Origin of the sequence: Paracoccus bogoriensis (assembly GCF_019431455.1) — a bacterium.
Taxonomy (GTDB): Bacteria; Pseudomonadota; Alphaproteobacteria; order Rhodobacterales; family Rhodobacteraceae; genus Paracoccus; species Paracoccus bogoriensis.
Window position 1 is genome coordinate 1 of the sequence record NZ_JAHYSR010000035.1, and the last position, 26,168, is coordinate 26,168.

The 26,168-nt window shown below is 68.5% G+C and carries 18 protein-coding genes, 1 tRNA gene, 1 pseudogene and 1 other annotated feature; of the genes and pseudogenes, 5 read left to right on the forward strand and 15 right to left on the reverse strand.

Translation table 11 applies throughout. The features are described 5' to 3' along the window. Positions 1-178 precede the first annotated feature (178 nt). The 4 genes and pseudogenes from KY389_RS14100 to KY389_RS14115 all read right to left on the reverse strand — a co-directional run. Positions 179-373, reverse strand: a pseudogene (locus KY389_RS14100) (transposase); the annotation flags it as partial. Positions 374-533: 160 nt separating this feature from the next. After that, a complete protein-coding gene (locus tag KY389_RS14105) occupies positions 534-2,315 on the reverse strand; it encodes an acetate/propionate family kinase (protein ID WP_219831625.1) in 1,782 nt (593 codons plus the stop codon). Beyond that, a complete protein-coding gene (locus KY389_RS14110; RefSeq protein WP_219831626.1) occupies positions 2,312-4,942 on the reverse strand; it encodes a cation-translocating P-type ATPase in 2,631 nt (876 codons plus the stop codon). The genes KY389_RS14105 and KY389_RS14110 overlap by 4 nt, the downstream gene beginning before the upstream one ends. Positions 4,943-4,951: 9 nt before the next feature. Further along, complete coding sequence (locus KY389_RS14115; protein WP_246588150.1) at positions 4,952-5,716, reverse strand: SDR family NAD(P)-dependent oxidoreductase; 765 nt, start codon at positions 5,714-5,716, stop codon at positions 4,952-4,954. A 250-nt stretch (positions 5,717-5,966) separates the two neighbouring features. On the opposite strand from KY389_RS14115, the gene KY389_RS14120 reads away from it, so the two are divergent. After that, a tRNA-Ser gene (locus KY389_RS14120) sits at positions 5,967-6,056 on the forward strand. A 130-nt stretch (positions 6,057-6,186) separates the two neighbouring features. On the opposite strand, the gene KY389_RS14125 is transcribed toward KY389_RS14120, so the two are convergent. The 8 genes from KY389_RS14125 to KY389_RS14160 all read right to left on the reverse strand — a co-directional run bounded on the left by KY389_RS14125 (position 6,187) and on the right by KY389_RS14160 (position 16,418). Further along, on the reverse strand, positions 6,187-8,145 hold the full coding sequence (locus KY389_RS14125; RefSeq protein ID WP_219831627.1) for a hypothetical protein: 1,959 nt from the start codon (positions 8,143-8,145) through the stop codon (positions 6,187-6,189). 8 nt (positions 8,146-8,153) lie between these two features. Then, positions 8,154-8,462, reverse strand: a complete 309-nt coding sequence (locus tag KY389_RS14130) for a hypothetical protein (protein WP_219831628.1) — start codon at positions 8,460-8,462, stop codon at positions 8,154-8,156. Continuing rightward, positions 8,459-8,716 carry a helix-turn-helix transcriptional regulator gene (locus tag KY389_RS14135; RefSeq protein ID WP_219831629.1) on the reverse strand — a complete coding sequence of 86 codons (258 nt, stop codon included), beginning with the start codon at positions 8,714-8,716 and terminating at the stop codon, positions 8,459-8,461. Before KY389_RS14135 ends, KY389_RS14130 begins: the two co-directional genes overlap by 4 nt. A 492-nt stretch (positions 8,717-9,208) precedes the next feature. Beyond that, on the reverse strand, positions 9,209-11,380 hold the full coding sequence (locus KY389_RS14140) for an AAA family ATPase (RefSeq protein WP_219831630.1): 2,172 nt from the start codon (positions 11,378-11,380) through the stop codon (positions 9,209-9,211). A 48-nt stretch (positions 11,381-11,428) separates the two neighbouring features. Then, on the reverse strand, positions 11,429-12,466 hold the full coding sequence (locus tag KY389_RS14145; protein WP_219831631.1) for a GIY-YIG nuclease family protein: 1,038 nt from the start codon (positions 12,464-12,466) through the stop codon (positions 11,429-11,431). Between the two features lie 154 nt (positions 12,467-12,620). Continuing rightward, positions 12,621-13,124: a hypothetical protein gene (locus KY389_RS14150; RefSeq protein WP_219831632.1), complete on the reverse strand. Its 504-nt coding sequence runs from the start codon at positions 13,122-13,124 to the stop codon at positions 12,621-12,623. A 1,297-nt stretch (positions 13,125-14,421) separates the two neighbouring features. After that, positions 14,422-15,663 carry an Hsp70 family protein gene (locus KY389_RS14155; RefSeq protein WP_219831633.1) on the reverse strand — a complete coding sequence of 414 codons (1,242 nt, stop codon included), beginning with the start codon at positions 15,661-15,663 and terminating at the stop codon, positions 14,422-14,424. A gap of 77 nt (positions 15,664-15,740) precedes the next feature. After that, on the reverse strand, positions 15,741-16,418 hold the full coding sequence (locus tag KY389_RS14160) for an SOS response-associated peptidase (protein WP_343222972.1): 678 nt from the start codon (positions 16,416-16,418) through the stop codon (positions 15,741-15,743). A gap of 197 nt (positions 16,419-16,615) precedes the next feature. On the opposite strand from KY389_RS14160, the gene KY389_RS14165 reads away from it, so the two are divergent. Genes KY389_RS14165 through KY389_RS14175 form a run of 3 tightly spaced genes read left to right on the forward strand, consistent with a single transcriptional unit; the run spans position 16,616 to position 22,048 of the window. Beyond that, the gene (locus KY389_RS14165; RefSeq protein ID WP_219831634.1) at positions 16,616-17,368 is read left to right on the forward strand and encodes an ImuA family protein; all 753 of its coding nucleotides are present in this window, start codon (positions 16,616-16,618) and stop codon (positions 17,366-17,368) included. Next, the gene (locus KY389_RS14170; RefSeq protein ID WP_219831635.1) at positions 17,286-18,818 is read left to right on the forward strand and encodes a Y-family DNA polymerase; all 1,533 of its coding nucleotides are present in this window, start codon (positions 17,286-17,288) and stop codon (positions 18,816-18,818) included. The genes KY389_RS14165 and KY389_RS14170 overlap by 83 nt, the downstream gene beginning before the upstream one ends. Beyond that, complete coding sequence (locus tag KY389_RS14175) at positions 18,815-22,048, forward strand: error-prone DNA polymerase (protein ID WP_219831636.1); 3,234 nt, start codon at positions 18,815-18,817, stop codon at positions 22,046-22,048. The genes KY389_RS14170 and KY389_RS14175 overlap by 4 nt, the downstream gene beginning before the upstream one ends. Here KY389_RS14175 and KY389_RS14180 read toward each other — a convergent pair. The 3 genes from KY389_RS14180 to KY389_RS14185 form a co-directional block, all read right to left on the reverse strand. Next, a complete protein-coding gene (locus KY389_RS14180) occupies positions 22,035-23,210 on the reverse strand; it encodes a PRC-barrel domain-containing protein (protein WP_219831637.1) in 1,176 nt (391 codons plus the stop codon). The genes KY389_RS14175 and KY389_RS14180 overlap by 14 nt on opposite strands. A gap of 78 nt (positions 23,211-23,288) precedes the next feature. Next, a complete protein-coding gene (locus KY389_RS15695; RefSeq protein WP_281426545.1) occupies positions 23,289-23,414 on the reverse strand; it encodes a hypothetical protein in 126 nt (41 codons plus the stop codon). A gap of 162 nt (positions 23,415-23,576) precedes the next feature. Beyond that, complete coding sequence (locus KY389_RS14185; RefSeq protein ID WP_219831638.1) at positions 23,577-23,918, reverse strand: DUF202 domain-containing protein; 342 nt, start codon at positions 23,916-23,918, stop codon at positions 23,577-23,579. 121 nt (positions 23,919-24,039) lie between these two features. Further along, positions 24,040-24,095, forward strand: a sequence feature (sul1 is cis-regulatory element that is thought to sense ions involved in sulfur or methionine metabolism; They are found in Alphaproteobacteria). A 71-nt stretch (positions 24,096-24,166) separates the two neighbouring features. Here KY389_RS14185 and KY389_RS14190 point away from each other — a divergent pair. After that, positions 24,167-26,092 carry a SulP family inorganic anion transporter gene (locus KY389_RS14190; protein WP_343222971.1) on the forward strand — a complete coding sequence of 642 codons (1,926 nt, stop codon included), beginning with the start codon at positions 24,167-24,169 and terminating at the stop codon, positions 26,090-26,092. The last annotated feature ends 76 nt before the right edge of the window (positions 26,093-26,168 follow it).

The window sequence follows — 26,168 nt, forward strand, 5'->3', positions numbered from 1 at the left end:
AAGCTTCGGCGCGATCGCCTTGTAGGCGGCCGTGTCGCTCGCGTATTCGGCGCGGTTCTCTCGAAAAAGCCGAACACTGCGTTCGCGAAGCTCGGCCGGATAGGCGGGGGGTGAATCTCTGCTTGCTCATAGGGCTCATCCCTTGAGTGTCTTGCTCTCCGGTAAACCAGGGGCGGTTCAGGCGCACGGCAACTTCGGGATCGATGCCAGGGCGACCGTTCTCGGCGCAATAGAGACCGGCCACTTCGCCGCGAAGCTACGAGAGGACGAGAACCTGATCGATCTTCACCAGCACATGGTCATCGGGGATCAGATCCCGCGACGACCCGGTGATGAAAAGCTCCAGTTGCCCGCGCTCCTTCCGACCCAGCATCGCAGCCTCCCATCCTCCGATACACAAAGTGAATCAGAGGCATGGTGCTTTTTCAACAGCCCCTGTTGGACGTTTTGCCGTTACCGTGGGCAGACTTGGCGGTTAGCGTCAAGCGGAACGCCGCCCATTCAGGGCGGCGGGCCGGCCGATTGCCTGAGAATCAGGCAACGGGCCGGGCTTGGATGTCCTGCGCCAGCGCCCCCTCGGCCCCACCTGCGATGCCTGCGGCGTTCGCCTCGTCCGTGTCGATATGCATCTCGGTCACGGCCTGGGGCGAGACGCGGACCAAGGTCCGGCCAAAGACCAGACCGCGCGATCCGCCGCCCTGAACCTCGACATCGACCATGTCGCCATCGGCCAAACCCATCGCAGCGGCATCGGCGGGGTTCGTGTGGATATGGCGCGCGGCAACGATCAGACCGTCGCTGTCCAGCACGCCGGCAGGCCCGATCAGCCGCACCCTGGGCGTGCCGTCCAGCTGCCCGCTGTCGCGGACCGGCGCGTCAAGGCCAAGCGCGAAACTGTCGGTGCGCGAGACCTCGATCTGGACGCGCGGACGCAGCGGGCCGAGGATCGCGACACGCTCAAGCCGGCCCTTGGGCCCTTCCAGCGCGATGCGTTCGGCGGCGACCCAGTTGCCGGGCTGGCGCAGGGGCGCGGCCTCGGTCAGGCGGTAGCCGGGACCAAACAGCGCCGCGACGGCATCGACGGTCAGGTGGACATGGCGCCCCGAGACCGCCACCGGAATGGCACGCGGCACAGGGTGCGGCACGGGGCGCGGACGGGCCAGCAGTTCGCGCAATTCGCGCGCGATCATCAGCTGTTCGGCGGTTTCGGTGACGATCACGGCGACGCGGCTGCCCTGCGCCTGGATCTGCGGCGCCTTGCGGTCTGTCAGGTCCGGCGCGCGGTTCAGATCCTCGTCCAGCATCAGGCCCAGAAAGCCCATCCCGTCGCAGATCCGCCGCCGCATCGAGGCCGAGTTCTCGCCGATCCCGCCGGTAAAGACGACCGCATCCAGCCCGCCCATCGCCGCCGCATAGGCGCCGATATACTTGCGCGCGCGATAGGCATAGAGGTTGATCGCAAGCTGCGCCTCTGGATCGCCCGAGGCCGCGCGATCCTCGACATCGCGCATGTCGGAACTGCCCGCCAGCGCCTTGAGCCCGCTTTCGGCGTAAAGCGCGGCTTCGATGGCAGGGATGTCCAGCCCAAGCTGGCGGTGCAGGAAGCCGAATGCGCCAGGGTCCACATCGCCCGATCGCGTGCCCATGACCAGCCCCTCCAGCGGGGTCATGCCCATCGAACTGTCCATGCTGGCGCCGAACTGCACCGCGCAGGCGCTGGCGCCATTGCCCAGATGCACGCTGACGATGCGCAGATCGGTCAGGGGGCGGCCAAGTGCCTCGGCCGCGCGATGGGCCACGTATTTGTGCGAGGTGCCGTGAAAGCCGTAGCGCCGCAGCCCCGCCGCGCGCCAGGCGGCAGGCACGGCATAGGTCGTCGCGCGGGCCGGGTTCGTCAGGTGGAAGCTGGTATCGAAAACCGCCACCTGCGGCAGGTCGGGCCAGAGGCTGCGGGCCAGGTGCATCGCCTGAAGCATGGCCGGATTGTGCAGCGGCGCCAGCGGCGTCTGCGCCTCGATCGCGGCGATCACGGCCTCGTCGATCAGGGCGGGGCCGGTGAAATCCGGGCCGCCATGGGCAAAGCGGTGCCCGACCGCGTCGATGGCCGCATGGCCGCGTTCGGCCAGCACGCCCGGCACGGCGGCAATGGCAGCGGCCAGATCACCATGGGGCGCCCGGCCCCTGTGGCCGTCTATGGCGACATCGCAGCCGCCCTCGCGGAAGCGGTCGAAGCTGCCCTTGAGGATCTGTCGGTCCCCGTCGAACAGGCCGAATTTCAGGCTGGAACTGCCTGCATTGAAGACCAGAACCCTCATGCGATCCCCTCGGGTTTGCGCTTCCACCATGCGGCGGCGCGCTTGTCGAATTCCAGCACCGCCAGCAGCAGCACCCCCACCGCCGCGCAGGCGGCCAGTTGCCCCGGCCCAAGCGGCGCCGTGGCGAACAGCGCCTGCAGGGGCGGCGCATAGGTCAGCAAGGCCTGCAAGCCCAGCACCACGGCCAGCGCGACCAGCACCGCGGGCGTGCCGCGCACCCCCTCTGCGGTGGCCGACAGGCCGTGGCGGTAGCGGACCGAGAACAGGTAGAACACTTCCATCGCGACCAGCGTGTTCAACGCCATGGTCCGCGCCGTGTCGAGATCGGCGCCCATCGCCTGGGCTGCGGCGAACTGGCCGAAGATGCCCATCGAGAACAGGACCGAGACCAGCATCACCCGCCACAGGATGAAGCGCGACAGGATCGGCGCGTTCGCGGGGCGCGGCGGGCGCGCCATGACGCCGCGCTCGGGCGGCTCGAAGGCCAGGGCCATGGCCAGCGCGACCGAACTGAGCATGTTCACCCACAGGATCTGCAGGGGCGTGATGGGCAGCATCAGCCCGAACAGGATCGCGATGATCAGGCTCATGCTTTCGCCGCCATTCACCGGCAGCAGGAAGGCGATCACCTTCTTCAGGTTGTCATGGACCGTCCGGCCCTGCCGCACCGCTTCCGCGATCGAGGCGAAATTGTCGTCGGCCAGCACCAGATCCGAGGCTTCGCGCGCGGCCTGCGATCCCTTCTGGCCCATCGCGATGCCCGCATCGGCGCGCTTCAGCGCGGGCGCGTCGTTCACCCCGTCGCCGGTCATCGCCACAACGGCACCGGGTGCCTGAAGCGCCGTGACCAGCCGCAACTTGTGTTCGGGGCTGGTGCGGGCGAAGATGTCGGTCGCTTGCGCGGCGCCGATCAGCGCATCGTCGTCCAGCGCATCGATCTGCGCCCCGGTCAGCACGCGGTCGCAGCGGCGCAGGCCGATCTGGCGGCCGATGGCGGCGGCGGTCCCGGCATGATCGCCGGTGATCATCTTGACCGCGATGCCGGCCCGGTGGCAATCGGCAACGGCGCGGATCGCCTCGGGGCGGGGCGGGTCGATCAGGCCGACCAGACCGACCAGAACCAGCCCCCCGGCCAGATCGTCATGCGACAGCCCCGACCCCGCATGTGGCTTCTGCGCCAGGGCCAGCACCCGCATTCCGTCCGAGGCGATGGCATCCGCCCGGCTTTTCCATTCCGCCGCATCAAATGCGCCGGTCGCGCCCAGCACGCTGTCGCAGCGGTCCAGAATGGCCTCGGGGGCGCCCTTCGCCAGCACCATCCCGTCATGCAGCACCGCCATGTAGCGATAGCGCGCGTCAAAGGGGATGGCCGCGTCGGGCACGGGCCGGTCACGCCATGGCGCGCCCAGCTTGCCAGCCAGCGCCAGCAGCGCGCCCTCCATCGGGTCGCCCTCGACTCGCCAGCCGCCTTCGTCGCGCAACTCGGCCGTGTTGCAGAGCGCCGCGATCCGGCCAAGCGCGGGCTCGGCCGGGCCGTTCACCGCACCCTCGGGCGCATAGCCCTGCCCTTCGATCCCTGCCTCGCCCGCGCCCGTGAGGATGCGGGTCACGACCATCTCGTTGCGGGTCAGCGTGCCGGTCTTGTCCGAACAGATGACCGAGACCGCGCCAAGCGTCTCGATCGAGGGAAGCCGGCGGACGATCGCGTTACGCGCCGCCATGCGCTGAACGCCAATGGCCAGCGTGACGGTCAGGACGGCGGGCAGGCCCTCGGGGATGGCAGCGACGATCAGGCCGACCACGACCATGAAGCTGTCGGCGAATGCCATGCCGCGCCCCAGCACGGTGAAGGCCAGCACCCCGGCCGCCACCGCCAGCACAAAGCCGGTCAAGACGCGCGCAAAGCGGTGCATCTGCGCGATCAGAGGCGTGGTCAGCACCTCGACCGCCTGCATCATGCCGCTGATGCGTCCGATCTCGGTCTCGGCGCCGGTCGCGGTGACGATGCCGGTCGCTGTGCCCTCGGCCACCATCGTGCCGCTGAAGGCCATCGACCGGCGGTCGCCAAGCGCGGCATCAGGGGCGGCGGGCGCGGTGTGCTTGCGGACAGGCAACGATTCGCCGGTCAGCATCGCCTCTTCGACGGTGAGGCCCGCGACCTCGATCAGGCGCAGATCGGCGGGAACACGGTCGCCCGCCTCGATCAGCACGATGTCGCCCGGCACCAGCGCCGCCGCGTCGATCCCCTGCCGCACTCCGTCCCGCAGGACCGAGGCGCGGGGCGCCAGCATGTCGCGCAGGGCCTCCAGCGCCCGTTCGGCCCGGCCCTCCTGCACGAAGCCGATGACGGCATTGACCAGCACCACCGCCAGAATGACGCCGGTGTCGATCCAGTGGCCAAGCAGCGCCGTGATCACCGCCGCGACGATCAGGACGACGATCAGCAGGTTGTTGAACTGCCGCGCCAACCGCACGATGACCGAAGGGCGCGGCGGCTCCGGCAGGCGGTTCGGCCCGTGCCGCGCCAGTCTTTCGGCGACCTCGGCGCTGCTTAGCCCGTCGCGCCTGCTGTCAAGGGAGCGCAGAATATCTGGCGCGGTTTGCGCCCATGGCTTGTGCTGATCCATTGCGATCCCCTACGGCGCGGTGTAGCCGCCATCGACCAGATGATAGCTGCCAGTGATGAAACTTGCGCGACCCGACAGCAGGAACAGCGTCAGCGCCGAGACCTCGGCCGGCGTGCCGATCCGCCCCATCGGATGCAGCGCGGCCAGCCCCTGCATCATCTCGGGCGACAGGTTGGCCGACAGAAGCGGCGTGTCGATGAAGGCCGGCCCGACCGTGTTCACCCGCACGCCCTGCGCCGCATATTCCATCGCCGCCGTCCGCGTCAGCCCCAGCAGCGCATGCTTGGCCGCGACATAGGGCGCGGCATTGGCGAACCCGACCGAGCCCAGGATCGAGGACATGTTGACGATCGAGCCACCCCCCGCGCGCAGCATGGCCGGGATCTGCCAGCGCATGCCGTAGAAGACGCCGTTCAAGTTGACATCGATGACCCGCCGCCAGTCATCGGCGGGATACTCCCCCGTGGGCAGGCTTGGCCCCCCGATCCCGGCATTGTTCACCGCCATGTGCAGCCCGCCCCATTCTGCCTCGGCGCAGGCGACGGCCTCTTTCAGGGCCGCCTCGTCAGTGACATCGGCCGCAAAGCTGCGCGCCTGGCCGCCTGCATCCCTGATCTCGGCGGTGACGCGGTCGCAGGCCGCGCCATCCAGGTCGCTGACCAGGACTGAGGCCCCCGAAGCCCCCAGTTCCAGCGCGATGTCGCGCCCGATCCCCGAGGCCGCCCCCGTCACAAGCGCGATCCTGCCGTTGAAATCAAACCGGATATCGGTCATGGCATGTCTCCTGCTGTCATCATCCGTAGCCCCGCCGGGCGCCACCGCGCAGGCCCGGCCAAGGTCCCGTCCTGGGTCCACACCGCCGGGGGGGCCACATGCCGATCTGCGCGGATCATGCCGTCTGCCCAGAGCGATCCTCGCACCCGCTGGCATGTGGCGCAAGTCAAACCGGACGGTTTCGTGCATGCCGCAAAGCGGGGTCAGAAAGCACTTGTCCGCCCTTGGCAATCTCCCTATACGGGTCGGCGGAGACGTGGCCGAGTGGTCGAAGGCACACCCCTGCTAAGGGTGCAGACGGGAAACCGTCTCGAGGGTTCGAATCCCTTCGTCTCCGCCACTTCCCTTTTCCAAGTTTATGATCTTACGGTTGTTTTTTCCCTGAACCGGCTGCGGGGTAGCGACCGGGGTAGCATTGCATCTTTCCGAGCGCCTGATCCGTCCCCACTCCGGACAGGTATTTAGGCCAGCTAGTGAACGCCGAGGTCAGGATGATCGTTCTGATCGGCGGGGTCCAGTTCCACCGTGATGCCCTCCGCTTTCAGACGTGATCGCACAAACTCTCTGGGCCGGTCCATCGACAGCAGGCGAGGCACGCCGCCCCGCGTCAGGACGGCCGCGACGGTGATCCCGGGGTGTCTTGCCGACAGCGCCTCGATCCGCTCCAGGGTAAGGGCGTCCGGGGTTCCCAACGCGCCGAGGCATTGCGGTGTCAGGACGACCACCACGTCCGTTCGCGCCGCCACATCGGGACCGGACCCCACGAAGTCCTTCCAGAGCGCAGCTGCCCGCTGGCGCAGGGAGGGGGCCTCGGCAAGGCAGACCGGCCTGCATCCCCGCAGCCTTGCGGCCATGTGGGCACGCAGCGCCTCCGCGGTTCCGGCAAGCGGCGTTGCGGGGCCGCCGGGGCGTGGCCTCGGCCATGCCATCTCCTCCGGGCCGCTGATCCAGCGCTTCGCCTGCGCCAATGCCCGCGCAAAGCTCCGCGCCATGGACGCCCGGGCGGGGCCGGGCCGCGCCAGGAGAACGATGTCCGGGTGGATGCGGACCGCGCTGCCGTCGTCGAAGCCGATCCTGACGGAGTGGTCGCCGCGGCGGATGGTGGGGAAGGCTGCCAGACCAAGCCCCCGACAGATGCGCCGCGCGAGCAGGAGCAAGTCCAGGGCGCGCCTTCGTCTGCGAACAGGTCGTCGCCGAGTGCGGTGATCGCCTGGTCCAGCGCGCTCTGGCCGCGGTTCAGGCGCTGCTGCGTCGCCTCCATCGTCTGAAGCCGCGATCCGAGGGTCCGCACCTCCTGCCGCAGGTCGCGTTGCGCCGAGACCAGGGCTGCCGTGTCCCGCGCGGCCCCCTGGACGGATACGAGGATCTGGCGCAGGGCTTCCGCCAGCTGCCGACCCAGCTCCTCCTGATCCTGCGGTCGATGCAGCAGGTCCAGAAGCGCCGTCAGCGGCAGGACCGTCTCGTGGGTCTCGCCGGAGAGGTGCCGGATCTCCTGCTGACGGTCCACAAGCAGGCGCAGGGCCTGCATGATCTCGGGGGTCGTTGCGGCCCGGGGCGGCGGTTCGGTGGTTTCGGTCATTCCTGATCCCTTCATAGATGTCCCGCAGCGCGGCATCGGCCGAGGCCAGGGCCGCCAACAGGTGACGCTGGTCGATGAGGCCCCGAAGACGGCGGGATCGCCTCGCATGATCCAGGATCGACAGCAGGTTGAACCGGTCCAGCTCATCGCTGAGCGCGCGGCCGGGAACCTGCGTCTGGCCCAGCCTGAACGTGATCACGCGGTGATCGTCCTTCCTGACCTCCTCCACCCGCACCGGGGAGCCGGAGGCCACGAGGGCCGCCTGCAACGCGGGCAGGCTCGTCGGCTGCCACCGGACCAGGGCGGTGCCAATGTCCGAGGCCATCCGGCGCCGGCCCGCGCTGCGCAGGCGGCGCGACGGGCAGAACACCGCGAGGCGCGGCCCTGCCGCCGGCCGGTGATAGCGCGGCGGGGTGAGGCCGAGATGGCGGCAGAGGCGGACATGAACCTCATCGCACCGCCGCTGCAGATCGGGCAGGCCGAGCGGGCGGCCCGCGAAGGTCGCGGCCATCAGCATCATGTGCAGGTGATCGCAGGACGTGTCGCGGTGCCGGAACGCCAGCCAGGGAATGCGGCGCGGCGGCAGGCACAACCCGCCGATCGCCATCCGCGCCATCTCCACCCAGGCAGGGCGGTCCGCGATCATCCCGTCCGGCAGCGAGAGCGTCACGTGAAGGACATTCTTCGCATGGCGCGACGGGCGCGGCATGCGCTGCGCGTGATGGAGCGTCGGGCCGAGGCCAAGCCAGGGGATGGTGCCGCCGATCGGCTCGGGCGGGCGCAGGGCGCCGGGCTTGTCGGTCTGGGTCAGGTAGCCCAGCACGGTCGCGACGGAGTCGTGGAAGGACACGTGCGGCCTCACTCCCACCCCCTGCGGTTCAGGTCCCGCAGGATCCGGCGGATCAGCGCCGCGCCCTCGGAGACAAGGCGGGCGAGATCGCCGCCAGACACGTCACCGCCCGCGGGCGCCGCATGCGCGATGTCGTTCAGCACGAGGCCGAGCAGGCCCAGTTCCTCGGTCAGCCGGTCGGCCCGACCTGCGCGCCCGGCCAGCAGGCAGTCGCGCAGATAATCCGCGCGGCTGGCCGCGCCCCGCAGGCGCATGTCGGCGAGGACGGCCTTCGCCTCGTCGGGCATCAGCCGAACCTCGAAGCGGAGGGTGCTCACAGATCCTCCGGGGCCAGCTCACCCGTCGGATCAAAAGAATGATCATCGTAGGCCACATGCGCCAGCTGCCGGATGAAGCGGACGACTTCGTCCTCGACCCACCGGATCGAGCCGGGGCCGAGGCGGCGCGGCTGCGGGAAGCCGGGATCAGCGCGCAGCCAACGGTCGATCGAGGCCTCGCTGGCGGCCAGGCGGCGGCAAAGCTCGTGCTTGGTGATCAGCCTGACATCGGCTGCGGGGTGCTTCTTCTGCATCGTCTCTCCTGTGACGTATTCCTGGTTCAATTCAGGTTGACAGTCTTTCCGTCGGGCCGCAGAGGTGATGCTGTTCAGGCCATCCATCCGCGGCTCCCCTCGGAGATCGCGTGGTCAACCCTATGCCGCCGCGACCTCTCCATTTTAGGGCGCGTCCGCGAAACCGCCCATCCTCCCGCCGCACTTGATTGTGGATAACGGTGCGGGACCAGCACATGCTGGGGAAAGAGGGGCGATTTCCGGCACGGTTTTTTAGGTTCTTGAACCGGCCAGAACCTCCAGAATGTCCGGGCTACGGTGATCTTGGTCGATAAAGGCCCTCCAGACCTCCTGCACTGGGCTGGGAAGGGGACCGATCACCCGGTTCAGCCATCGGTGCGACGCCGAAAGGATGCGATATTCCTTGTCCCATGCCGCGCGGTCATCCTGGCGCGCGGTTCCGAGCCCGGTCCCGGAACCGGAAAGAAACCGGGTATGATTGACTGACCGGTTTCATCGCTCGGCGCCCCCGGCGTGTTCGGGCGGCAGATGACGGTCCGCATTACTCCCGGCGACGGGCGCCAGAGCCAATGCCAGGTCTGCTTCCAGAAGGAACCCGCGGATCTCGAGATCCCGTGCCAGGCTCTCCAGAAGCGGCCGGTATTGGCGCAAGACCTCCAGCGCCAGCCCGAAGGCCTGATCCAGATCGCGCTGCATCTGCTGCCGCGTGGCGGGCGGCAGCGAGAGCAGCGCCGTTGTGGGCGGCGGCGCACCGACGGAGAGATGACCCATGCTGCCGAGGCCAAAGGTGATCTCGCATTGCATCACCAGTCGCGTTGCCTGGTGCAGATCGCTGTCCTCGGTGCCGCCTGCGCCGCCGCTGGCCGTGCCGAGCAGGAGGATCTCGGCCGCGCGCCCCGCGAGATGCCCGGCGCAGCGCCGCTGCAGCAGGTCCCGTGTCGAGTCGGAGTCGAACCAGCGCATGCGCGTCTCGCCGCCATTCGGGCCAAGCCGCAGGGCCTTGACCTGCCCGAGGCCGAGCGCGGTCATCACGACCGCATGGCCGGCCTCGTGGATCGCCGCCCGGCGGCGCATCTCTGGCGGAAGGGCCAGATGGTCCGGCACGAGGGCGGCGCGCAGATCTTCGGCCGTCAACGGGCACTTCTGCCGCCGCGCGGCGGCGCGGGCCGCCCGGACAGCGGCGGCGCAATCCGCGCCCGAGAGGCCGAGGGCCATCTGCCCGAGCATGGCAAGGTCCGCCTCGGGCAGGTCAGGCCCGAGATGCTGGCGCAGGATGATGGCCAGCGCCTCGGCGTCCGGCAGGCGCAGCGTAACGCGCTGATCGAAACGACCGGCCCGCAAGACCGCCGGGTCGATCACCCCAGGGTGGTTGCAGGCGGCGACGATGACGACCCCCACCCGGTCGTCAATTCCGTCGAGCTGCTCGAGCAGGGCGGTGATCACCTTGGTGTCGTAGCTCTGGTGTTGCGTGATGCCCCCTCCCATCCGCGACCCGAAGGCGTCAAGCTCATCGAGGAACAGGATCGACGGCGCCTGATCGGCCGCTGCGGCGAAGCTCGCGCGCATCGCCTGGATGAGGTCGCCGAGATGGCCCCGGGACTGCCATTGCGCATAGCTGGCACTTTCCAGATGAATACCGGGTTCGCGCGCCATCGCGCGGGCCAGCTCGGTCTTGCCGCAGCCGGGCGGGCCCACCACCAGCAGGCCACGATGCACCGCGTCCCAGGGCAACTCGCCTGCATGCCAGGCGCGCAGATCCTCGACGATCCCGAGGGCCACGTCACGTGCGGCGCCGAGGCCGGCAAGCTCGGCCAGACGAATGCCGGGCTGTGTCCGTCCCTCTGGCAGGTCCATGCCGGTCGCGCCCGCCTTCAGGTCGTCCTGTCGGGGTCGCGCTGCGGACGTGCCCGTCGTGTTTCGCAGAATCCGCACCGCGTCCTCGACGCTTTTGCTGCGCAGGGACAGGATCAGGGGCAGCATCGGCATCACGGCCAGCTGATCGTGCGGCGGAGGCCGCTCGCGCAAAGCGGCAGGGTCGGCCTGCGGCCAGGTCAGCGCGAGAAGCTCGGCCACGATCTCGCGATCCATCCGGCGGAAGGGCCAGAGCGGCAGCTCCGCCCCTCCGGGAGCCTTGGCCGCGGCCAGGTCTTCGGGCAGCAGCAGCACAACCGGCACATTGAAGGTCAGGGCCGTTTCGAGAATCCTGGTCAGACCTTCCTGGGCATAACCGTTATAGGTCGGTGCAGGCTCGACGACCGCGACCGCGCCGGGACGTCGGCGCTCGTGCGCGCTTCTGGCGATCCGCCAGCCCGGCGGAAGCAAGAGGGGCAAAAGCCGACGCGCATCCGTGAGCCGATCATCGGGCAGACCGATGATCGCGACGATCGCACCCCGCTGCAGTTCTGCCCGCAGCCGATCTCCGCTGCCGATCGTGGCCGCGAGGCAGAGGATCATCACCTGGTCGCGCGGTGACGTGAACGAGACGGCGGCGTCTCCGGGCAGCCGGGGCAGGACTTCATCCGCAGCGTCATGGTCGCCCAGCAGAGTGGCGCGCTCGGCATCGGTGCGCGCCTCCATCTCGCGCGCGCGGTTCAGGATGGCGGCGGCGTATGCGCGCCAGGCGGGGCGGGACGGCGCAGCCGTCCCCGTGTCAGGCTTGGTCATCGGGACCTCCGGAGGGACTTGGGTGGGGGGCGTGGTCGGCGCTTCCGGTCAACCTGCTTTGGCAGAGCCGCCCGTGCGCCTGCGACGCTGACGGTTCCTCGCGCGGCGGGCGTCCTGCCGCGCCCTGCGCCGGGCGAGCTTCGCCCCGCGCTTTGCCAGCGACCTGACCCGCAGCTCGATATCGTCCAGCAACGCCAAGACCTCAGGCTCAATGCTGGCGCAGTAGAGTTCCGAGAGAACACGAACCTCGCCCTCGAACTCTGCCCGATCGAGAACGGCATCGGGAAAGTGCCTGCGCAGGGTCACGTGCAACCGCTTTTCGTAGCAGATTGCCTGGTGACCTGTTGGCACCGGGATCACCCGGAGCAGTTCGGCATTCTGTTCGAGATCCGTGACGAGCTGATAACGCAGCCTCGAGGCAGGGTTGCGAGAAAATCCCGCTTTGATGGCGATCCGGCCGCTGTGCAGAATGAAGCGCATCAAGTAGATGAGGCTGGGATCGTTCGTCCACGTGTCGCTGCAGGCGTGGCAGGTGAAACGGCCCGTCTGCATGTTCACGATCGCAACCCGCTGCGTGTGCCCGCATTCGTGACGATACAGCCGATAGTTTCGATCACCCTTGGGATCAGGGTCCAGCAGCGTCCAGCCGCGGCCGCGCGCTTCGGCTTCAAGTCGCGCCTCGAGGCAGGCGTCGCAGCGGATCTCGGTCTGTCCCGCTCTGACGCGCTCAAGGAACTCCTGCTGCCGGCTCGTCTCGTGCCCGCAGCGCAGCCGGATCCGGAAGTCGTGCGATCCGTTCGCCTCGATGAAGGTGACGCCAGCATCGACACACAGGCGCTTGCGGCGATCCTCCAGACAATGCGGGCAGCGCGGCGTGCCTGTGCGCAGCACGAAGACCTTGGAGATCATGCGGCCGCCGCATGCGCAGCAACGCAAGAGGAGATGGTTCTTGTCGATCACGCGTGCGACGATCTCATAGCCCTGCGCGGTGGCCCAATAGTGCCAATGGTCCGGGATGTCCCGGTCATAGATCGGATGGTCTTCCTTGCCGCCAGGGTCGGTCGGATCAAAGTCGTCAAAGGACATGCGTGGTCCTCCCGTTCGGGTTTGCAAAATGGAAAAGGACAGCCGGGCAGCGCGCCGCGCCTTGGCGATGGACGCCAAGGCGTCAGGCAGCACGGCATTGCCGCCCGCGCGAGTGCGGAGGATCAGCCTGGACTGTCAGCGGTCAGGGAAGGTATCAGGCCGCGAGAAGCTCGGCTTCGAGCGCGGCACCCTCGGCGCGAGAGCGGGACAGCCGCGCCATCAGGGCGATGCGGCGCTCCGCTGCGACGAGCATCTTGCGGACCTCAGCGACCGCAGGACTCTCGCCGGGCACGACGAAGAACGGTGCGAGATCGCCCGCCAGCGTCTCGTAGCGGGTGAAGGCCGAGGCGCGGTTCTCGCGCACAAGCCTCGCCACGAGCAACACCATCCGGCGCAGAGGCTCGTCGAGCGGGTCGGACGGCGTGGCTTCGGTCATGGCGAGCAATGCGTCATGAAAGCCCGGCAGGGCCTCCTCGACCCGGGCCTGCGCCCGCCCGTGACGGGGATCGGTGGGCTCGGTCCATGCCAGGATACGCTCTGCGGTGATGTGCTCGCCCCAGGCGTTCAGCAGGGCAATGAACCGCCGCCCGTAGGGAGTAACCGCCCATATAGGCGCTTTCGCCGCGCAGGGCGCGATGCTAGAGGGCTCGGTAGCCATGTCAGTCTCCAAGGAAGATTGACAGGTTAGGGCCTTGGCGGGGAGGTGAGATGCCCTGCCGAGGCCTGCCCGGCATGTGCCGCAGCATGAGGTGAGTCTGGCGGCCGCGAATCACCGTGTCAACAGGACATTTGAAATAACATTTTCGTTATCAAATGGACGATCTTCGCTCACTGACGCGATCTGCTGTGCCCTTCCTCCCGTCGAGACGGATGACCCGCCGTTCGAGCCCGACTGGAAATCCGGTAGGGGAATTGCCCGACCGGCGCCCCGCGCGATGACCGCCCAAGCCCGACATTCAATGGCTGAAATCCTCCAAGCAACTGATTTTGAGTGAATAATCCTATTCTCCCCCGCCGTAACGGCCGTTACGCTGGCGTTACGCTCTTCGATACGCTCAAGCTATTGAAGTTAAATAAATAAATGTATTGTGTAACAGTGTAACATATATACATACATACCCGCCTACACATACGCTTATGCATACGCACATACGGGCACATAAATACATTCTCCCCCGGCGTTACAGGCGTTACGCCGTTACAGCATTGAATTCACGGAACTATTTCGTAACAGCGCCTGTTACCCCCGTTACGCTGGCACTATCCGCAACGGCGAGATCCGGGCGGGTTTCGCGTTTCACGCCGAGCGGCTAGTCTCTCCAGGACGGCAGATCGCTGGACCTTGACGGGTGCCTGGCAGGTTGATCGCGCTGGTTGGCGCCAAGGCGAGATTGGAAGAACGGGAGGCGGGATATGGATTTTCAGGAGGAAGTCTTTGCCACGAGCGCAACTCTGCGGCTGCCGACTTTCTGCGCCCGCCGCCCTCGTGGTCCGTTCAGTCCCGTGCTGCTCCACCTGCCCACCAGCGGGGTTGGCGAGGCCCTCGGGCGCAGCGCTGTGTTGGGCGAAGGCCACTGGGCCGCGATCCGCCATTTGGGGCGCGAGACCTGCAACGCCAGCCGCTCCGATGCCCTGGCATCTGCTGCGATGCCCATCTCGACGCGCAGGACCGTCTCCAGCGCACGCCTCCGGATCGAGATCGCAGGAATCGCTTGCCCGAGCCTAGATCAGCTCCACGAGGCAGCGCTTGGCACGTGCAGAGACGCCGGAGGCAGTCCGGACACCCGTCAGCGGGTCGCCACCTTGGTAGGCTGGGTGAGATTGTCAGCATCCGCCTGCCGCCGCCGGGGCCGGAATGCCAGGCCGGTGGCGCTCGATCTCTCCGGAGCCGACTGCAACCGTCGCGAAGCATTCATCGCAGGCGGGGGCACGTCGCCAACCGCGTCGGCTATCCCTCACCCGCCCGCCGCGATGGCCAGCCCGTCGGCAACGGCCGTGAAGACCTCGCTGGTCTGGTGCTGCGCCTCGGGGAATAGCCTCTGCATGGCGCGGGACACCATCGCCATCAGGCTGGAGCCTCCGACATGGATCACCGTCTCCACCTGCGCGGCGTCCAGATCGGCCAGACGCAGCGTCTCACGCGCGCCCTCGGCCAGTGCCTCGGCATGGCGGCCGAGGCTCTCGGCCAGGGCCTCGGCCGAAAGGGGCACGGCGAGGCCCGCCTCCAGCGGGTCCAGCAGGATCGACGCCGCATCTCCCACATTGGCGGCGATCTTGCCGCGCTCGACGGCGAAGCTCAGATCGTGGCCCAGCTCGTCCTGGAGCGCGCGCGCCAGGCGCGCCAGCTTCTCGGGCTCATGGGCCAGGCGCAGCATCTCGGCCACCATCCGGCGGTTCTGCGGCGTGTAGAGGAAGGGGATCTTCTCCCATGTGGCCAGGTCGTTGAAGATCGCGTTCGGCACCGGCGAAGCGCCCGACCCCATCACCTTGCGCAATGCGCTGCCCTTGCCCAGAAGCGGCATCACCCGGTCGATGCTGATCGCGCGGTCGAAATCCGTGCCGCCGATGCGGACGCCGTGATTGGCGAGGATCTCGACCCCGTCCTGAACCGCGCGGAACAGCGAGAAATCCGACGTGCCGCCGCCGACATCGACGATGAGGCCGACCGATCCCGGCCGCAGCGCGCCGCTGGCGATAGCGGCGGCCTCGGGCTCGGGCATGAAGGCGACCTCGCGGAACCCCGCGGCCAGATAGCAGGCGCGCAGATCCGCCTCGGCCGCGGCCTCGCGCGGATCGCCCGCGCCGTGGAACACGACCGGCCGGCCCGAGAGGACGCGGTCGAAGCGCATCCCCGCCTCGGCCTCGGCCCGCGCCTGCACCTCGGCCAGGAAGCGGGCGATGATGTCGACTAAGGTGACGCGCTCGTTCAGGATCTGGCGGCGCTCATGCATGAGCGAGGTGCCCAGCACCCGCTTCAGCGCCCGCATGAAGCGCCCCTCGGCGCCCGCCAGCAGCGCCTGGTTGGCGGGCTCGCCGATCAGCATGCGGCGGCTGTCATGGTCGAAGAAGAAGGTGGTCGGCATGGTCGTGCGCCCCGGCGCCAGCGGGACCAGATGCGGCCGCCCGTCGCGCAGATAGCCGGCGGCCGTGTTCGACGTGCCGAAATCGATCCCGAGCCCGCGGGCCTGCTGCGCCATGCTTGTGCTTCCTCTGGACGGTCGGGCCGGGGTGAGTAGAGGGCGCGGCTTGGCCTGTCAAGCCGGGGTGGCGGGTGTCACACCGGCCCGTCCACCAGCGCCAACGCCCCGTCCGGCAGAGGCCGCTGCAGATCTTCGGCCCGGATGCCGTCCAGCCAGGCCCGCCATTCCTCGGGGCGGGTCAGGATCACCGGCATGGCCTTGGGATGGATGCGGCCAACCTCGGCATTCGGCGGACAGGTCAGGAAGGCGTAGAGATCGTCCACCGTTTCGCCATCCTTGACCTTGCGGAGCGAGGTCCAGCCCCGCGTCTCGATCCCCGCGAAGAACATCGCGGTCTGCGTGTCACGCGGCGCGAACCATTGCACGCCTAGCCCCTTGCCTCGGGGTTCGGAGAAGCTCGTCACCGGCACCAGGCAGCGATGGCCGCGGCCGAGCCAGCGGCGCCAATGCGGAGAGGAAAGGTTGCGCACATTCGTCACCCCCGGATCGCGGGCGGTCTTCAGCACCGATGGCGGGGAGGGCATGCCCCACCGCGCCTTGACCAGTTCCGGCCCGGCCTGGCCATGCCGGATGATCGGCGCCATCTGGTCGGGATAGACGCTGCCCGGGGCGACATTGCCCGCCCGGTCGGTCAGCCCCTCGACGAGGCGGATCATCGCCTCCTGCGTGGTCGTGACATTGTAGAGATTGCAGATCGGCCGGCCCTCCTGCTGTTGTGACCGATCTTCGGCCCGGCCCGCCCCGGAGTCAATGTCCAGGCGTGACGCCGGTCGCATCGGCGGCTGGCGACTTATCCCCCGATTTGAATCCCGCCTTTCCAGAGCCTTGCAGGCGGGGCGGCGCATCGCCTGCCCGGATCGCCTCCGCCGCAGTTGACAGGACGGGACGGCGAGAACAAAAACGGAACTGTCAAGACACACCCACACCCGACTCGCAGGAGCCCGCACCCATGCCCGCCGCCCATCCCACCCTGGCCGACCTGCGCGCCCGGATCGGAGAGATCGACGGCTCGGGGTCGCGCCAGCACGGCGTCCTGCCCTTCGGCCTGCCGGCGCTGGACCGGCGGCTGCCGCAGGGCGGGTTGGCGCGCGGGGCGCTGCACGAGGTCGCGGGCGGGGGCCACGGCGCCGTGGATGGCGCGGCGGCGACCTGCTTCGTGGCGGGCATTGCCGCGCGGTGCCAGGGCCAGGTCCTGTGGTGCGTCAGCCAGGCGGATCTCTTCGCGCCGGGCCTTGCGCAGATGGGCCTGCCGCCGGAGCGGGTCATCCATGTCGAGGCGGGCGACGATGTCTCGGTCCTGGCCGCGATGGAGGAAGGGCTGCGCCATGGCGGCCTCGGCGCGGTGGTGGGCGATGTGGCGCGGCTGTCGATGACCGCCTCGCGTCGCCTGCACCTGGCGGCCAAGGGCACGGGCACGATCGGCATCGCGCTCAGGCGCTGGCGCAGGCAGGCCGATGCCAGCGATTTCGGGCAGCCAACGGCGGCGATGACGCGGTGGCGGGTCTCGGAACTGCCCTCGGCACCGCTGCCCGTGCCGGGGATCGGCCGGGCGCGCTGGCTGGTGGAGCTGATCCGGGCGCGGGCGGGCGAATCCTTCGATCTGGAACTGGAGGCATGCGATGGCACGGGTCATCTCGGTCTTCCTGCCGATGTGGCCGATCGACCGGCGACAGCGGCAGGCGGGCAGCGCGCCTTCGGCTGAGAGGCCGCTGATCATCGCGGGCCGGGCGGGCAGCAGGCGGGTCGTCACCGCCGCCTGTCCCGCCGCCCAAGGTTTTGGCCTGCGCCCCGGCATGGCCGTCGCACGCGCCCAGGCCCTGGTGCCGGATCTGCGGATCGAACCCGATGATGGGCCGGCGGATGCCCGGGCGCTCGAGCGGCTGGCGCTCTGGCTCCTGCAGCGGGTCGCGCCCATCGTCGCGGTCGATCCGCCGGACGGGATCGTCATCGACTCGACCGGCGCCGATCATCTGCATGGCGGCGAGGCCGCGATGCTCGAGGCGCTGGCGGGCAAGCTGGCCCTGTCGGGGATCACCGCGCGGCTGGCCATCGCCGACAGCTGGGGCGCGGCCCATGCGCTGGCACGATGGGGGGCCGGGACCGTCACCATCGTTCCGCCCGGCGGCGCGGACGCGGCTCTGGCACCTTTGCCGCTGGAGGCATTGCGCCTGCCCGCCGCCATGGCGGCCGGTCTGCGGGTTCTGGGCTTTGCGAGCATCGGTGACCTGATGGACCAGCCCCGCGCACCCCTGACGCGCCGCTTCGGCGCGGAGTTGTGCCGGCGTCTGGACCAGGCACGGGGGCTGGCCTCCGAGCCGATCGCGCCCCTGCGCCCCGAAGGCCTGATCGAGATCCGCCGCGCCTTTGCCGAACCCATCGCCGCGCCCGAGACCATCGCCCGCACTATCGGCAAGCTGGTGGTCGGGCTCTGCGAAGCGCTGGCCGCCAAGGGTCTGGGCGCGCGGCGTCTGGACCTGCTCTGCTCGCGCATCGACAACCGAACCGAGACGCTGCGCGTGGGACTGGCCGTCCCGCAGCGCGACCCGGCGCGGCTGACCCGGCTTCTCTGCGACCGGATCGTCACGCTCGACCCCGGTCTTGGGATCGAGATCATGACCCTGACCGCCACCATCGCCGAGCCCCTGTCGCCCCGCCAGGCCAGCACGCTGCTGGACGAGGGCGCGCCGGACCTGTCGGGTCTGATCGACACGCTGTCGAACCGGCTGGGGCCGCGCGCGGTCTTCCGCTTCGCGCCCGTGGCCAGCGAGGTGCCCGAGCGCGCGACGATCCGCATCCCGCCCCTTGCGGAGCCCGCGCCCGTCGCGCCCGATCTCGGGGCCTGGCCCGATCACTGGCCGCGTCCCGCCCGCCTGCTGCCCCGGCCCGAGCCGATCGAGACGATGGCGCTGCTTCCTGACCATCCGCCCCGCTGGATCCTCTGGCGCGGCATCCGCCGCCATGTGCAATGCGCCGACGGGCCCGAGCGCATCTTCGGCGAATGGTGGAAGCGCGAAGCCGAAGCGCAGGCCGTGCGCGACTATTTCCGCATCGAGGACGAGACCGGCGCGCGCTACTGGATCTTCCGACAGGGCGATGGCGAGGACAGTGCCACCGGATCCCATCGCTGGTTCCTGCACGGGATCTTCGGATGACGGCGCCCGGCTACATCGAATTGCAGGTGACGACGCAGTTTTCCTTCCTGCGCGGTGCGTCCTCGGCCGAGGAGCTCTTCGCCACCGCCGCCCTGATGGGGATGAAGGCCCTGGCCGTCACCGACCGCAACTCCCTGGCGGGGATCGTCCGCGCCCATCTGGCGGCCAAGGAGACTGGCGTGCGCCTGATCGTCGGCTGCCGGCTGGACCTGGCCTGCGGCATGTCCCTGCTGGTCTATCCGACCGACCGGGCGGCCTATGCGCGGCTCTGTCGTCTCCTGTCCCTCGGCAAGGGGCGGGCCGGCAAGGGCAAGTGCCATCTGGAATGGCCCGACGTGGCCGCCGCCTGCGAGGGCATGATCGGCATCCTGATCCCGGACCGGGCGGATGATCTCTGCGCGCTGCAGCTGCGCCGGATGCGCGAGGCCTTTGGCGAGCGCGCCCATCTGGCGCTGACCCTGCGCCGCCGCCCGAACGACCAGCTGCGGCTGCACGAACTGGCCAGCCTCGCCACGCAGATGGGCGTGGCCACGGTGGTCACCAACGACGTGCTGTTCCACTCCCCCGATCGTCGCATCCTGCAGGATGTGGTCACCGCCATCCGCCACAACACCACCGTCGATGCCCTGGGCTTTCGCCGCGAGCGTCACGCCGACCGCTATCTGAAGACGCCCGCCGAGATGCACCGGCTCTTCACCCGCTACCCCGAAGCGCTGGCCCGCACCGCCCGGATCGCCGAGGCCTGCCGCTTCTCGCTCGACGAGCTGGAATACCAGTATCCCGAGGAACGCGACGATCCCGCCGTGACCGCCCAGGCCATGCTGGAGCGGCTGACCTGGGAGGGCGCGGCCGAACGCTACCCCGAAGGCGTCCCGCCCGAGGTCACCGCCAGCCTGCGCCACGAGCTGCGCCTGATCGAGCGGCTGGATTACGCACCCTACTTCCTGACGGTCCACAGCATCGTCCGCTTCGCCCGCTCGCGCGGCATCCTGTGCCAGGGGCGCGGATCGGCGGCGAACTCGGCCGTCTGCTTCGTCCTCGGCATCACCTCGATCGATCCCGGCCGCAACGATCTCCTGTTCGAGCGCTTCGTCAGCGAGGAGCGCCGCGAGCCGCCCGATATCGACGTGGATTTCGAGCATGAGCGCCGCGAGGAGGTGATCCAGTGGATCTACCGCACCTATGGCCGGGACCGCGCCGCGCTGACCGCCGTGGTGATCCGCTATCGCAGCAAGGGCGCGCTGCGCGATGTTGGCAAGGCCCTGGGCCTGCCCGAGGACCTGATCCGCACGCTCTCCGGCCAGATCTGGGCCTGGTCCGAGGAGGGGATCACCGATGACGACCTGCGCGCGCTGAACCTCAACCCCGCCGACCGCCGCCTGCGCCTGACGCTGGAACTGGCAGCCCAGCTGCGCGGCACGCCCCGCCATCTCAGCCAGCATCCCGGCGGCTTCGTGCTGACCCACGACCGGCTGGACGACCTGGTCCCCATCGAGCCCGCGGCGATGGAGGATCGCCAGGTCATCGAATGGGACAAGGACGACATCGCGGCGCTGCGCTTCATGAAGGTTGACGTGCTGGCCTTGGGCATGCTGACCTGCATGGCCAAGGGACTGCAGCTTCTGGCCGAGCATAAGGGCATCCGCCATGATCTGGCCTCGATCCCAGCCGAGGATCCGCGCACCTATGCGATGATCCGCAAGGCCGACACGCTCGGCACGTTCCAGATCGAGAGCCGGGCGCAGATGTCGATGCTGCCGCGTCTGAGGCCGCGCACCTTCTACGATCTGGTCGTGCAGGTGGCCATCGTCCGGCCCGGCCCCATCCAGGGCGACATGGTCCATCCCTATCTGCGCAGGCGCGCGGGCCATGAACCCGTCTCCTTCCCCACCCCGGAACTGGAGAAGGTGCTGGGCAGGACCCTCGGCGTGCCGCTCTTCCAGGAGCAGGCGATGCGGGTCGCCATCGAATGCGCGGGCTTCACGCCGGGCGAGGCCGACATGCTGCGAAAATCCATGGCCACCTTCAAGTTCACCGGTGGCATCTCGAAGTTCCGCGACAAGCTGATCGAGGGGATGGCGGCGCGCGGCTACGACCGCGACTTCGCCGAACGCACCTTCCGCCAGCTGGAGGGCTTCGGCAGCTACGGCTTTCCCGAAAGCCATGCGGCGAGCTTTGCGCTGATCTCTTATGCCTCGGCCTGGCTCAAGTGCTGGCATCCGGACGTGTTCTGCGCGGCGCTCCTGAACAGCCAGCCCATGGGCTTCTACGCCCCCGCCCAGATCGTGCGCGACGCGCGCGACCATGGGGTCGAAATCCGCCCGGTCTGCATCAACGCCTCGCATTGGGACTGCACCCTGGAGCCGCTCGGCGACGGTCGGCGCTTCGCTGTCCGGCTCGGGCTGCGGATGGTCAAGGGCCTTGCCAACGCCCGTGCGGCAGCGATCGTGCTGGCCCGCGCCGACGAGCCCTTCACCTCGGTCGAGGATCTGCGCCGCCGCGCGCCGGTGCCGGTGGCGGCACTGACCCGCATCGCCGAGGCGGACGGCTTCCGCCCGGCCTTGGGCCTCGCCCGCCGCGAAGCGCTCTGGCAGCTGAAGGCCCTGCGCGACGGTGACCTGCCCCTCTTCGCCGCGACGCCGGCCGGGGATGCCGAGCCCCCCGTGACCCTGCGCCCGATGCCTGCAGGCCGCGAGGTGGTCGAGGATTACGGCCATACCGGCCTGTCGCTGCGCCGCCATCCGGTGGCATTCCTGCGCGAGGATCTGACCCGTCGCCGGATGATCCCTTGCGCCGAGGCCATGGCCGCTCGCAACCGCCTGCGCTGCGAGGTTGCGGGCATCGTGCTGGTCCGTCAGCGCCCGGGCTCGGCCAAGGGCGTGATGTTCATCACGCTGGAGGACGAGACCGGCATCGCCAACCTGGTCGTCTGGCCCAAGGTCTTCGAGGCCAACCGCCGCACGATCCTGGGCGCCGGGATGATCGCCGTCGCGGGCCACGTGCAACGCGAGGGCGAGGTGGTCCACCTCGTCGTCCAGCGCATCACCGACCTCTCAGCCGATCTCGCCAGCATCGGCCAGCGCGGCGGGCCCTTCCCCCTGACCCATGGCCGCGGCGACGAGTTCCGCAGCGCGACAAGCGCCCCGCCGCCAAGCCCGCGCGACATCTACATCCCCGACCTGCATATCGACAGCGTCAGGGTGAGGACGAAGGATTTCAGGCAGGCGTGACATTGCAGCGCGCCGCCTGCTCTTCCAGCCGGTCCTGCGGGCCAGAGGGCACGGCGGCGGGACATGGCTGTGCCGACGCTGCGCTTGCCCCAAGAATAAGAAGGCTGGCGCTGACCGTGATCGTCTTCATGCTCGACTCCCGTAACAGGATCGGCCGGGAGCGTGTTCGCCCCCGGCCCTTCGCTGATATTGCTAAGCCCTGATATTCGGCCATCTGCTCGAGCTGCTCGCGCGTCGCGTCCACATAAACCCGCAGATCGTTCCCGCCGCGGTGCAGGACCGACACCTCGTCCATGCCGAGGGCAATGGTGTGCGCCCCGAGACCGAGGAAGCCGCCGATGTCGAGAACAATATACTCGGCCTCTCCGCCTTGCGATGCGACGACATCCTGCACGTTGCCGATGTTGTTGTCGCCGGCGCCATAGACATTTGCATTCATCAGGTTGACGACAGACAGCGACGAAGGCTCGGCCCGCTCGTAGCCCTGAAGCTGGACCTGCGGTGCCGACATCGCCTGCCGGCCGCCGCGCCAGGCGTCGTCACCGGCTCCGGCCTGTCGTTGCGCCTGAGGAGGACGGGCCTGCTGCTGCTCGGTCGCCTGCGTGCCCGCCTGCTGCTGGGCGGCCTGCTGCTGGCCCGCCTGCTGCTGCCCGCCGTCCTGTCCTGCGAAGGAGATGTTCGGCTCGCCGCTCTCGGTGAACTGGACCTGCGGATCGCCGCCGCCCGAAAACTCGATGTTCGGCTCGGCCGCTTCATAGGTCACGCGCGGCTGCGCCTGCTGCAGGTCGACCTGCGCCTGCTCGCCCTGTTGCTGCTGCAGTCGGATCTGAGTGGTATCCTGCTGGACCTGGACATCCGCCTGCGGCTGGCCCTCGTGTTCGGGAGTGTCTTCCACGGCCACATCCACCTGCGGCTCGCCCTGCTGCACGCTGACGCGCGGCTCGGCCTGGTTCACCTCGATCTGCGGGTCGGGCGTCTCCACCGAGACCTGCGGGTCGGGCATGCGCACGATGATCTCGGGCTGAGGCTGGGCGACGGACACGCGCGGCTCGGACTGGGTCACGTTGACCTCGGGCGCGGGCTGCTCGACGGCGACACTCGGCGGCTCTTGGGTCACGACGATCCGGCCCTCGATACGCTCTGCCTTGTTGCCTTGGGCCATGGTCTGCTCGGCCTGAGCGACATAACGAGCGCAGCGCCGGGGATCATCGCTTTCCGCGGCCCTGGTCGCTTCATCAAGTCATGTCTGCTGGAATTGGTCTTTTTCCTGCACGACTTGCGTCATCTGCCGGCAGGCCTGCCCGTCCTGCGGGGCTTGCTGCGCCACCGCGAGCACAACGGCAGTCGTGCTGAGCATCGAAGCCATGAACAGTTGTTCCGGTCCTTCTGCCTACAGAACGATCATCTTCTCGGAGCGGCTTGAGTTCCGGTTCGGTAAGCCGCTGCTCTCGAACCCCAATTCGCCACGGCCGCTGGATTGTCCTCGCGGCGCTTACGTCCATTCCCAACCAGTGGCGTGATGACTGTTTCAGATGAACCAGAGGACGGCGCCGATTGCGATATTTCCGACGCTGAGAAGAAGAACCAGTGCTGCAATGCGGACACGTGCTTGCAGGCGGGCCACCTCGTTCGTCAACCGTCGCCTGGATCTGCTGTGTTGCAGCCATGCCCCGATGAAGATCACCTGCGCCGCGACCAGAAAGGCTGTCGCAGCCGCTTTGGGCACCCAAGTCGGCTGGAAGGGACCGAAGACGGCATGCAGACCGATGGCGACGCCAGCCGCGGCAAGCCCGGTCCTGATCCACCCGGACAACGTCCTCTCGGCCGCAAGCATCGTGCGATCCGCGGCCAGATCCTCCTTCGGAGACATGGCACCTCCTCGAGCACTCACCAGAAAGGTAAGCGGGAGGTTGCCGGAAGGGTTGCAACTGAAATAGGGCGCTCGCTTGCTTGATCCTGGAGACAGGTCCGCGCTATCAGGCGACAACAAGCATGGACCCGGTGAAACTCCGGGTGGCTCTTCCGGCCGCCGATCCGCCGGACAATCCTTTGAAGAACCCGAAACAGCTGCCGGAATGTCTTGCGAAAGACCTCCCGTGCCGGGTCATTGGAACAAACATGATCTCCTTCTCCGACTACCGCGCGCAGTGGTTCGGCAACATCCGCGGCGACCTGCTGTCGGGACTGGTCGTCGCGCTGGCGCTGATCCCCGAGGCCATCGCCTTCTCGATCATCGCGGGCGTCGATCCCAAGGTCGGGCTCTATGCCAGCTTCTCGATCGCGGTGCTCATCGCCTTCGTGGGCGGCCGGCCCGGCAAGATCTCGGCCGCGACGGCGGCAACTGCCATGCTGATGGTCACCCTGGTCCGTGACTTCGGCCTCGAATATCTGCTGGCGGCGACGGTCCTGGCGGGGCTCATCCAGATCGGCATGGGGCTGTTGAGGCTGGGGCGCTTCATGCGCTTCGTCTCGAAGTCCGTCATGACGGGCTTCGTGAACGCGCTGGCAATCCTGATCTTCATGGCGCAGCTGCCCGAGCTCAACTTCGCGACCCCCGGCGTCACCTGGCTGACATGGGCGCTGGTCGCGGCGGGCCTGGCGATCATCTACCTCTTTCCGCGCCTGACGACGGCGATCCCCTCGCCGCTGGTCACGATCATCCTGCTGACGGCGCTGACGCTGGTGATGGGCTGGGACGTGCGGACGGTCGGCGATCTGGGCGCGCTGCCCGACACGCTGCCGGTCTTCCTGACCCCCGACATCCCGCTGACGCTGGAGACACTGTGGATCATCCTGCCCTATTCCACGGCCATCGCAATCGTCGGGCTGCTGGAAAGCCTGATGACGCAGAACATCGTCGACGAGCTGACCTACACAAAATCGGACCGCAAGCAGGAATGCATCGGCCAGGGCATTGCGAACACGGCGACCGGATTCATCGGCGGGATCGCGGGGTGCGCGATGATCGGACAGTCGATCATCAACGTGAAATCGGGCGGACGCGGCCGGCTTTCGGCCTTCACCGCCGGCACGGTGCTGCTGATCCTCGTGGTCGGGCTTGGCGATCTGGTGGGCCTGATCCCCATGCCCGCGCTCGTCGCGATCATGATCATGGTCTCGATCGGCACGTTCAGCTGGTCTTCGATCCTCAACCTGCGCGCGCATCCGCGCTCGTCCTCGGTGGTGATGCTGGCGACAGTCGCAACGGTCGTGTGGACGCACAACCTCGCCATTGGTGTGGGCATCGGCGTCCTGCTGTCCGGGATCTTCTTCGCGGCCAAGATCGCGCAGCTGTTCCGCATCCGCTCGACCCTGTCGGATGACGGGCGCACGCGGACCTATATCGCCGAAGGCCAGCTGTTCTACGGCTCGGCCGAGGCTTTCGCGGCCGCCTTCGACTTTCGCGAGGTGGTGGAGCGAGTGATCATCGATGTCAGCCGCGCGCATATCTGGGACATCAGCTCGGTGCAGGCGCTGGATGCAGCGATCCTGAAGTTCCGCCGCGAGGGTATCGAGGTCAGCCTGATCGGCATGAACGAGGCGTCCGAGACGCTGGTGGACGGCTCGGCCTATTCGGAAAGCGTCTGCCACCACACCGCCTGGATCGCGGGACGACTGAACGCAGACGTGGACGTCATGCATGTTCTCGGCCCGCGCGAGGGCGGCGCGCCGCGCGATCTGTCCGGTGCAATCGGTCTTGGCGCGCGCTCGGCCCTGCTGGAGGAACTGGCACGGGCCGATGAGCAGCGCGCGCGTCTGGCGCAGGCCCACGGCCGCGCCATTCTCGAGGATTCCGAGGCGATCCTGCGTGCGCAGAATGTCGGCACGATCAAGGTGCATCTTCGCAAGGGCGACATCCTCGAGGCCGTGCGGCCGGCCGAACCGGACCTGCGCGCGATCGTCATCGGCAAGCGCGGCGAGGGCGCGGATTTCGCCACCGGCCATCTGGGCTCGAACCTCGAGCGCATCGTGCGCGCCTCGCAGGTGCCGGTCTTCGTCGCCTCGCGCGCCTTCAGGCCAATCGGCACGGTGCTGGTCGCCTAGGGAATGTCCCGCCCGATGTTGAACTTCGTGGGGTGAGGGGTGGCGTTGCTCTCGCTGAGCCGTAGGCTCGGGGTGT

What these genes read in the sequence shown, in the direction of transcription:
- KY389_RS14105 (WP_219831625.1), bottom strand. Translation starts at nt 2,315, where the DNA reads ATGAGGGTTCTGGTCTTCAATGCAGGCAGTTCCAGCCTGAAATTCGGC.
- KY389_RS14110 (WP_219831626.1), bottom strand. Translation starts at nt 4,942, where the DNA reads ATGGATCAGCACAAGCCATGGGCGCAAACCGCGCCAGATATTCTGCGC.
- KY389_RS14115 (WP_246588150.1), bottom strand. Translation starts at nt 5,716, where the DNA reads ATGACCGATATCCGGTTTGATTTCAACGGCAGGATCGCGCTTGTGACG.
- KY389_RS14135 (WP_219831629.1), bottom strand. Translation starts at nt 8,716, where the DNA reads ATGCAGAAGAAGCACCCCGCAGCCGATGTCAGGCTGATCACCAAGCAC.
- KY389_RS14140 (WP_219831630.1), bottom strand. Translation starts at nt 11,380, where the DNA reads ATGACCAAGCCTGACACGGGGACGGCTGCGCCGTCCCGCCCCGCCTGG.
- KY389_RS14145 (WP_219831631.1), bottom strand. Translation starts at nt 12,466, where the DNA reads ATGTCCTTTGACGACTTTGATCCGACCGACCCTGGCGGCAAGGAAGAC.
- KY389_RS14150 (WP_219831632.1), bottom strand. Translation starts at nt 13,124, where the DNA reads ATGGCTACCGAGCCCTCTAGCATCGCGCCCTGCGCGGCGAAAGCGCCT.
- KY389_RS14155 (WP_219831633.1), bottom strand. Translation starts at nt 15,663, where the DNA reads ATGGCGCAGCAGGCCCGCGGGCTCGGGATCGATTTCGGCACGTCGAAC.
- KY389_RS14165 (WP_219831634.1), top strand. Translation starts at nt 16,616, where the DNA reads ATGCCCGCCGCCCATCCCACCCTGGCCGACCTGCGCGCCCGGATCGGA.
- KY389_RS14170 (WP_219831635.1), top strand. Translation starts at nt 17,286, where the DNA reads ATGGCACGGGTCATCTCGGTCTTCCTGCCGATGTGGCCGATCGACCGG.
- KY389_RS14175 (WP_219831636.1), top strand. Translation starts at nt 18,815, where the DNA reads ATGACGGCGCCCGGCTACATCGAATTGCAGGTGACGACGCAGTTTTCC.
- KY389_RS14180 (WP_219831637.1), bottom strand. Translation starts at nt 23,210, where the DNA reads ATGGCCCAAGGCAACAAGGCAGAGCGTATCGAGGGCCGGATCGTCGTG.
- KY389_RS15695 (WP_281426545.1), bottom strand. Translation starts at nt 23,414, where the DNA reads ATGGCTTCGATGCTCAGCACGACTGCCGTTGTGCTCGCGGTGGCGCAG.
- KY389_RS14185 (WP_219831638.1), bottom strand. Translation starts at nt 23,918, where the DNA reads ATGTCTCCGAAGGAGGATCTGGCCGCGGATCGCACGATGCTTGCGGCC.
- KY389_RS14190 (WP_343222971.1), top strand. Translation starts at nt 24,167, where the DNA reads ATGATCTCCTTCTCCGACTACCGCGCGCAGTGGTTCGGCAACATCCGC.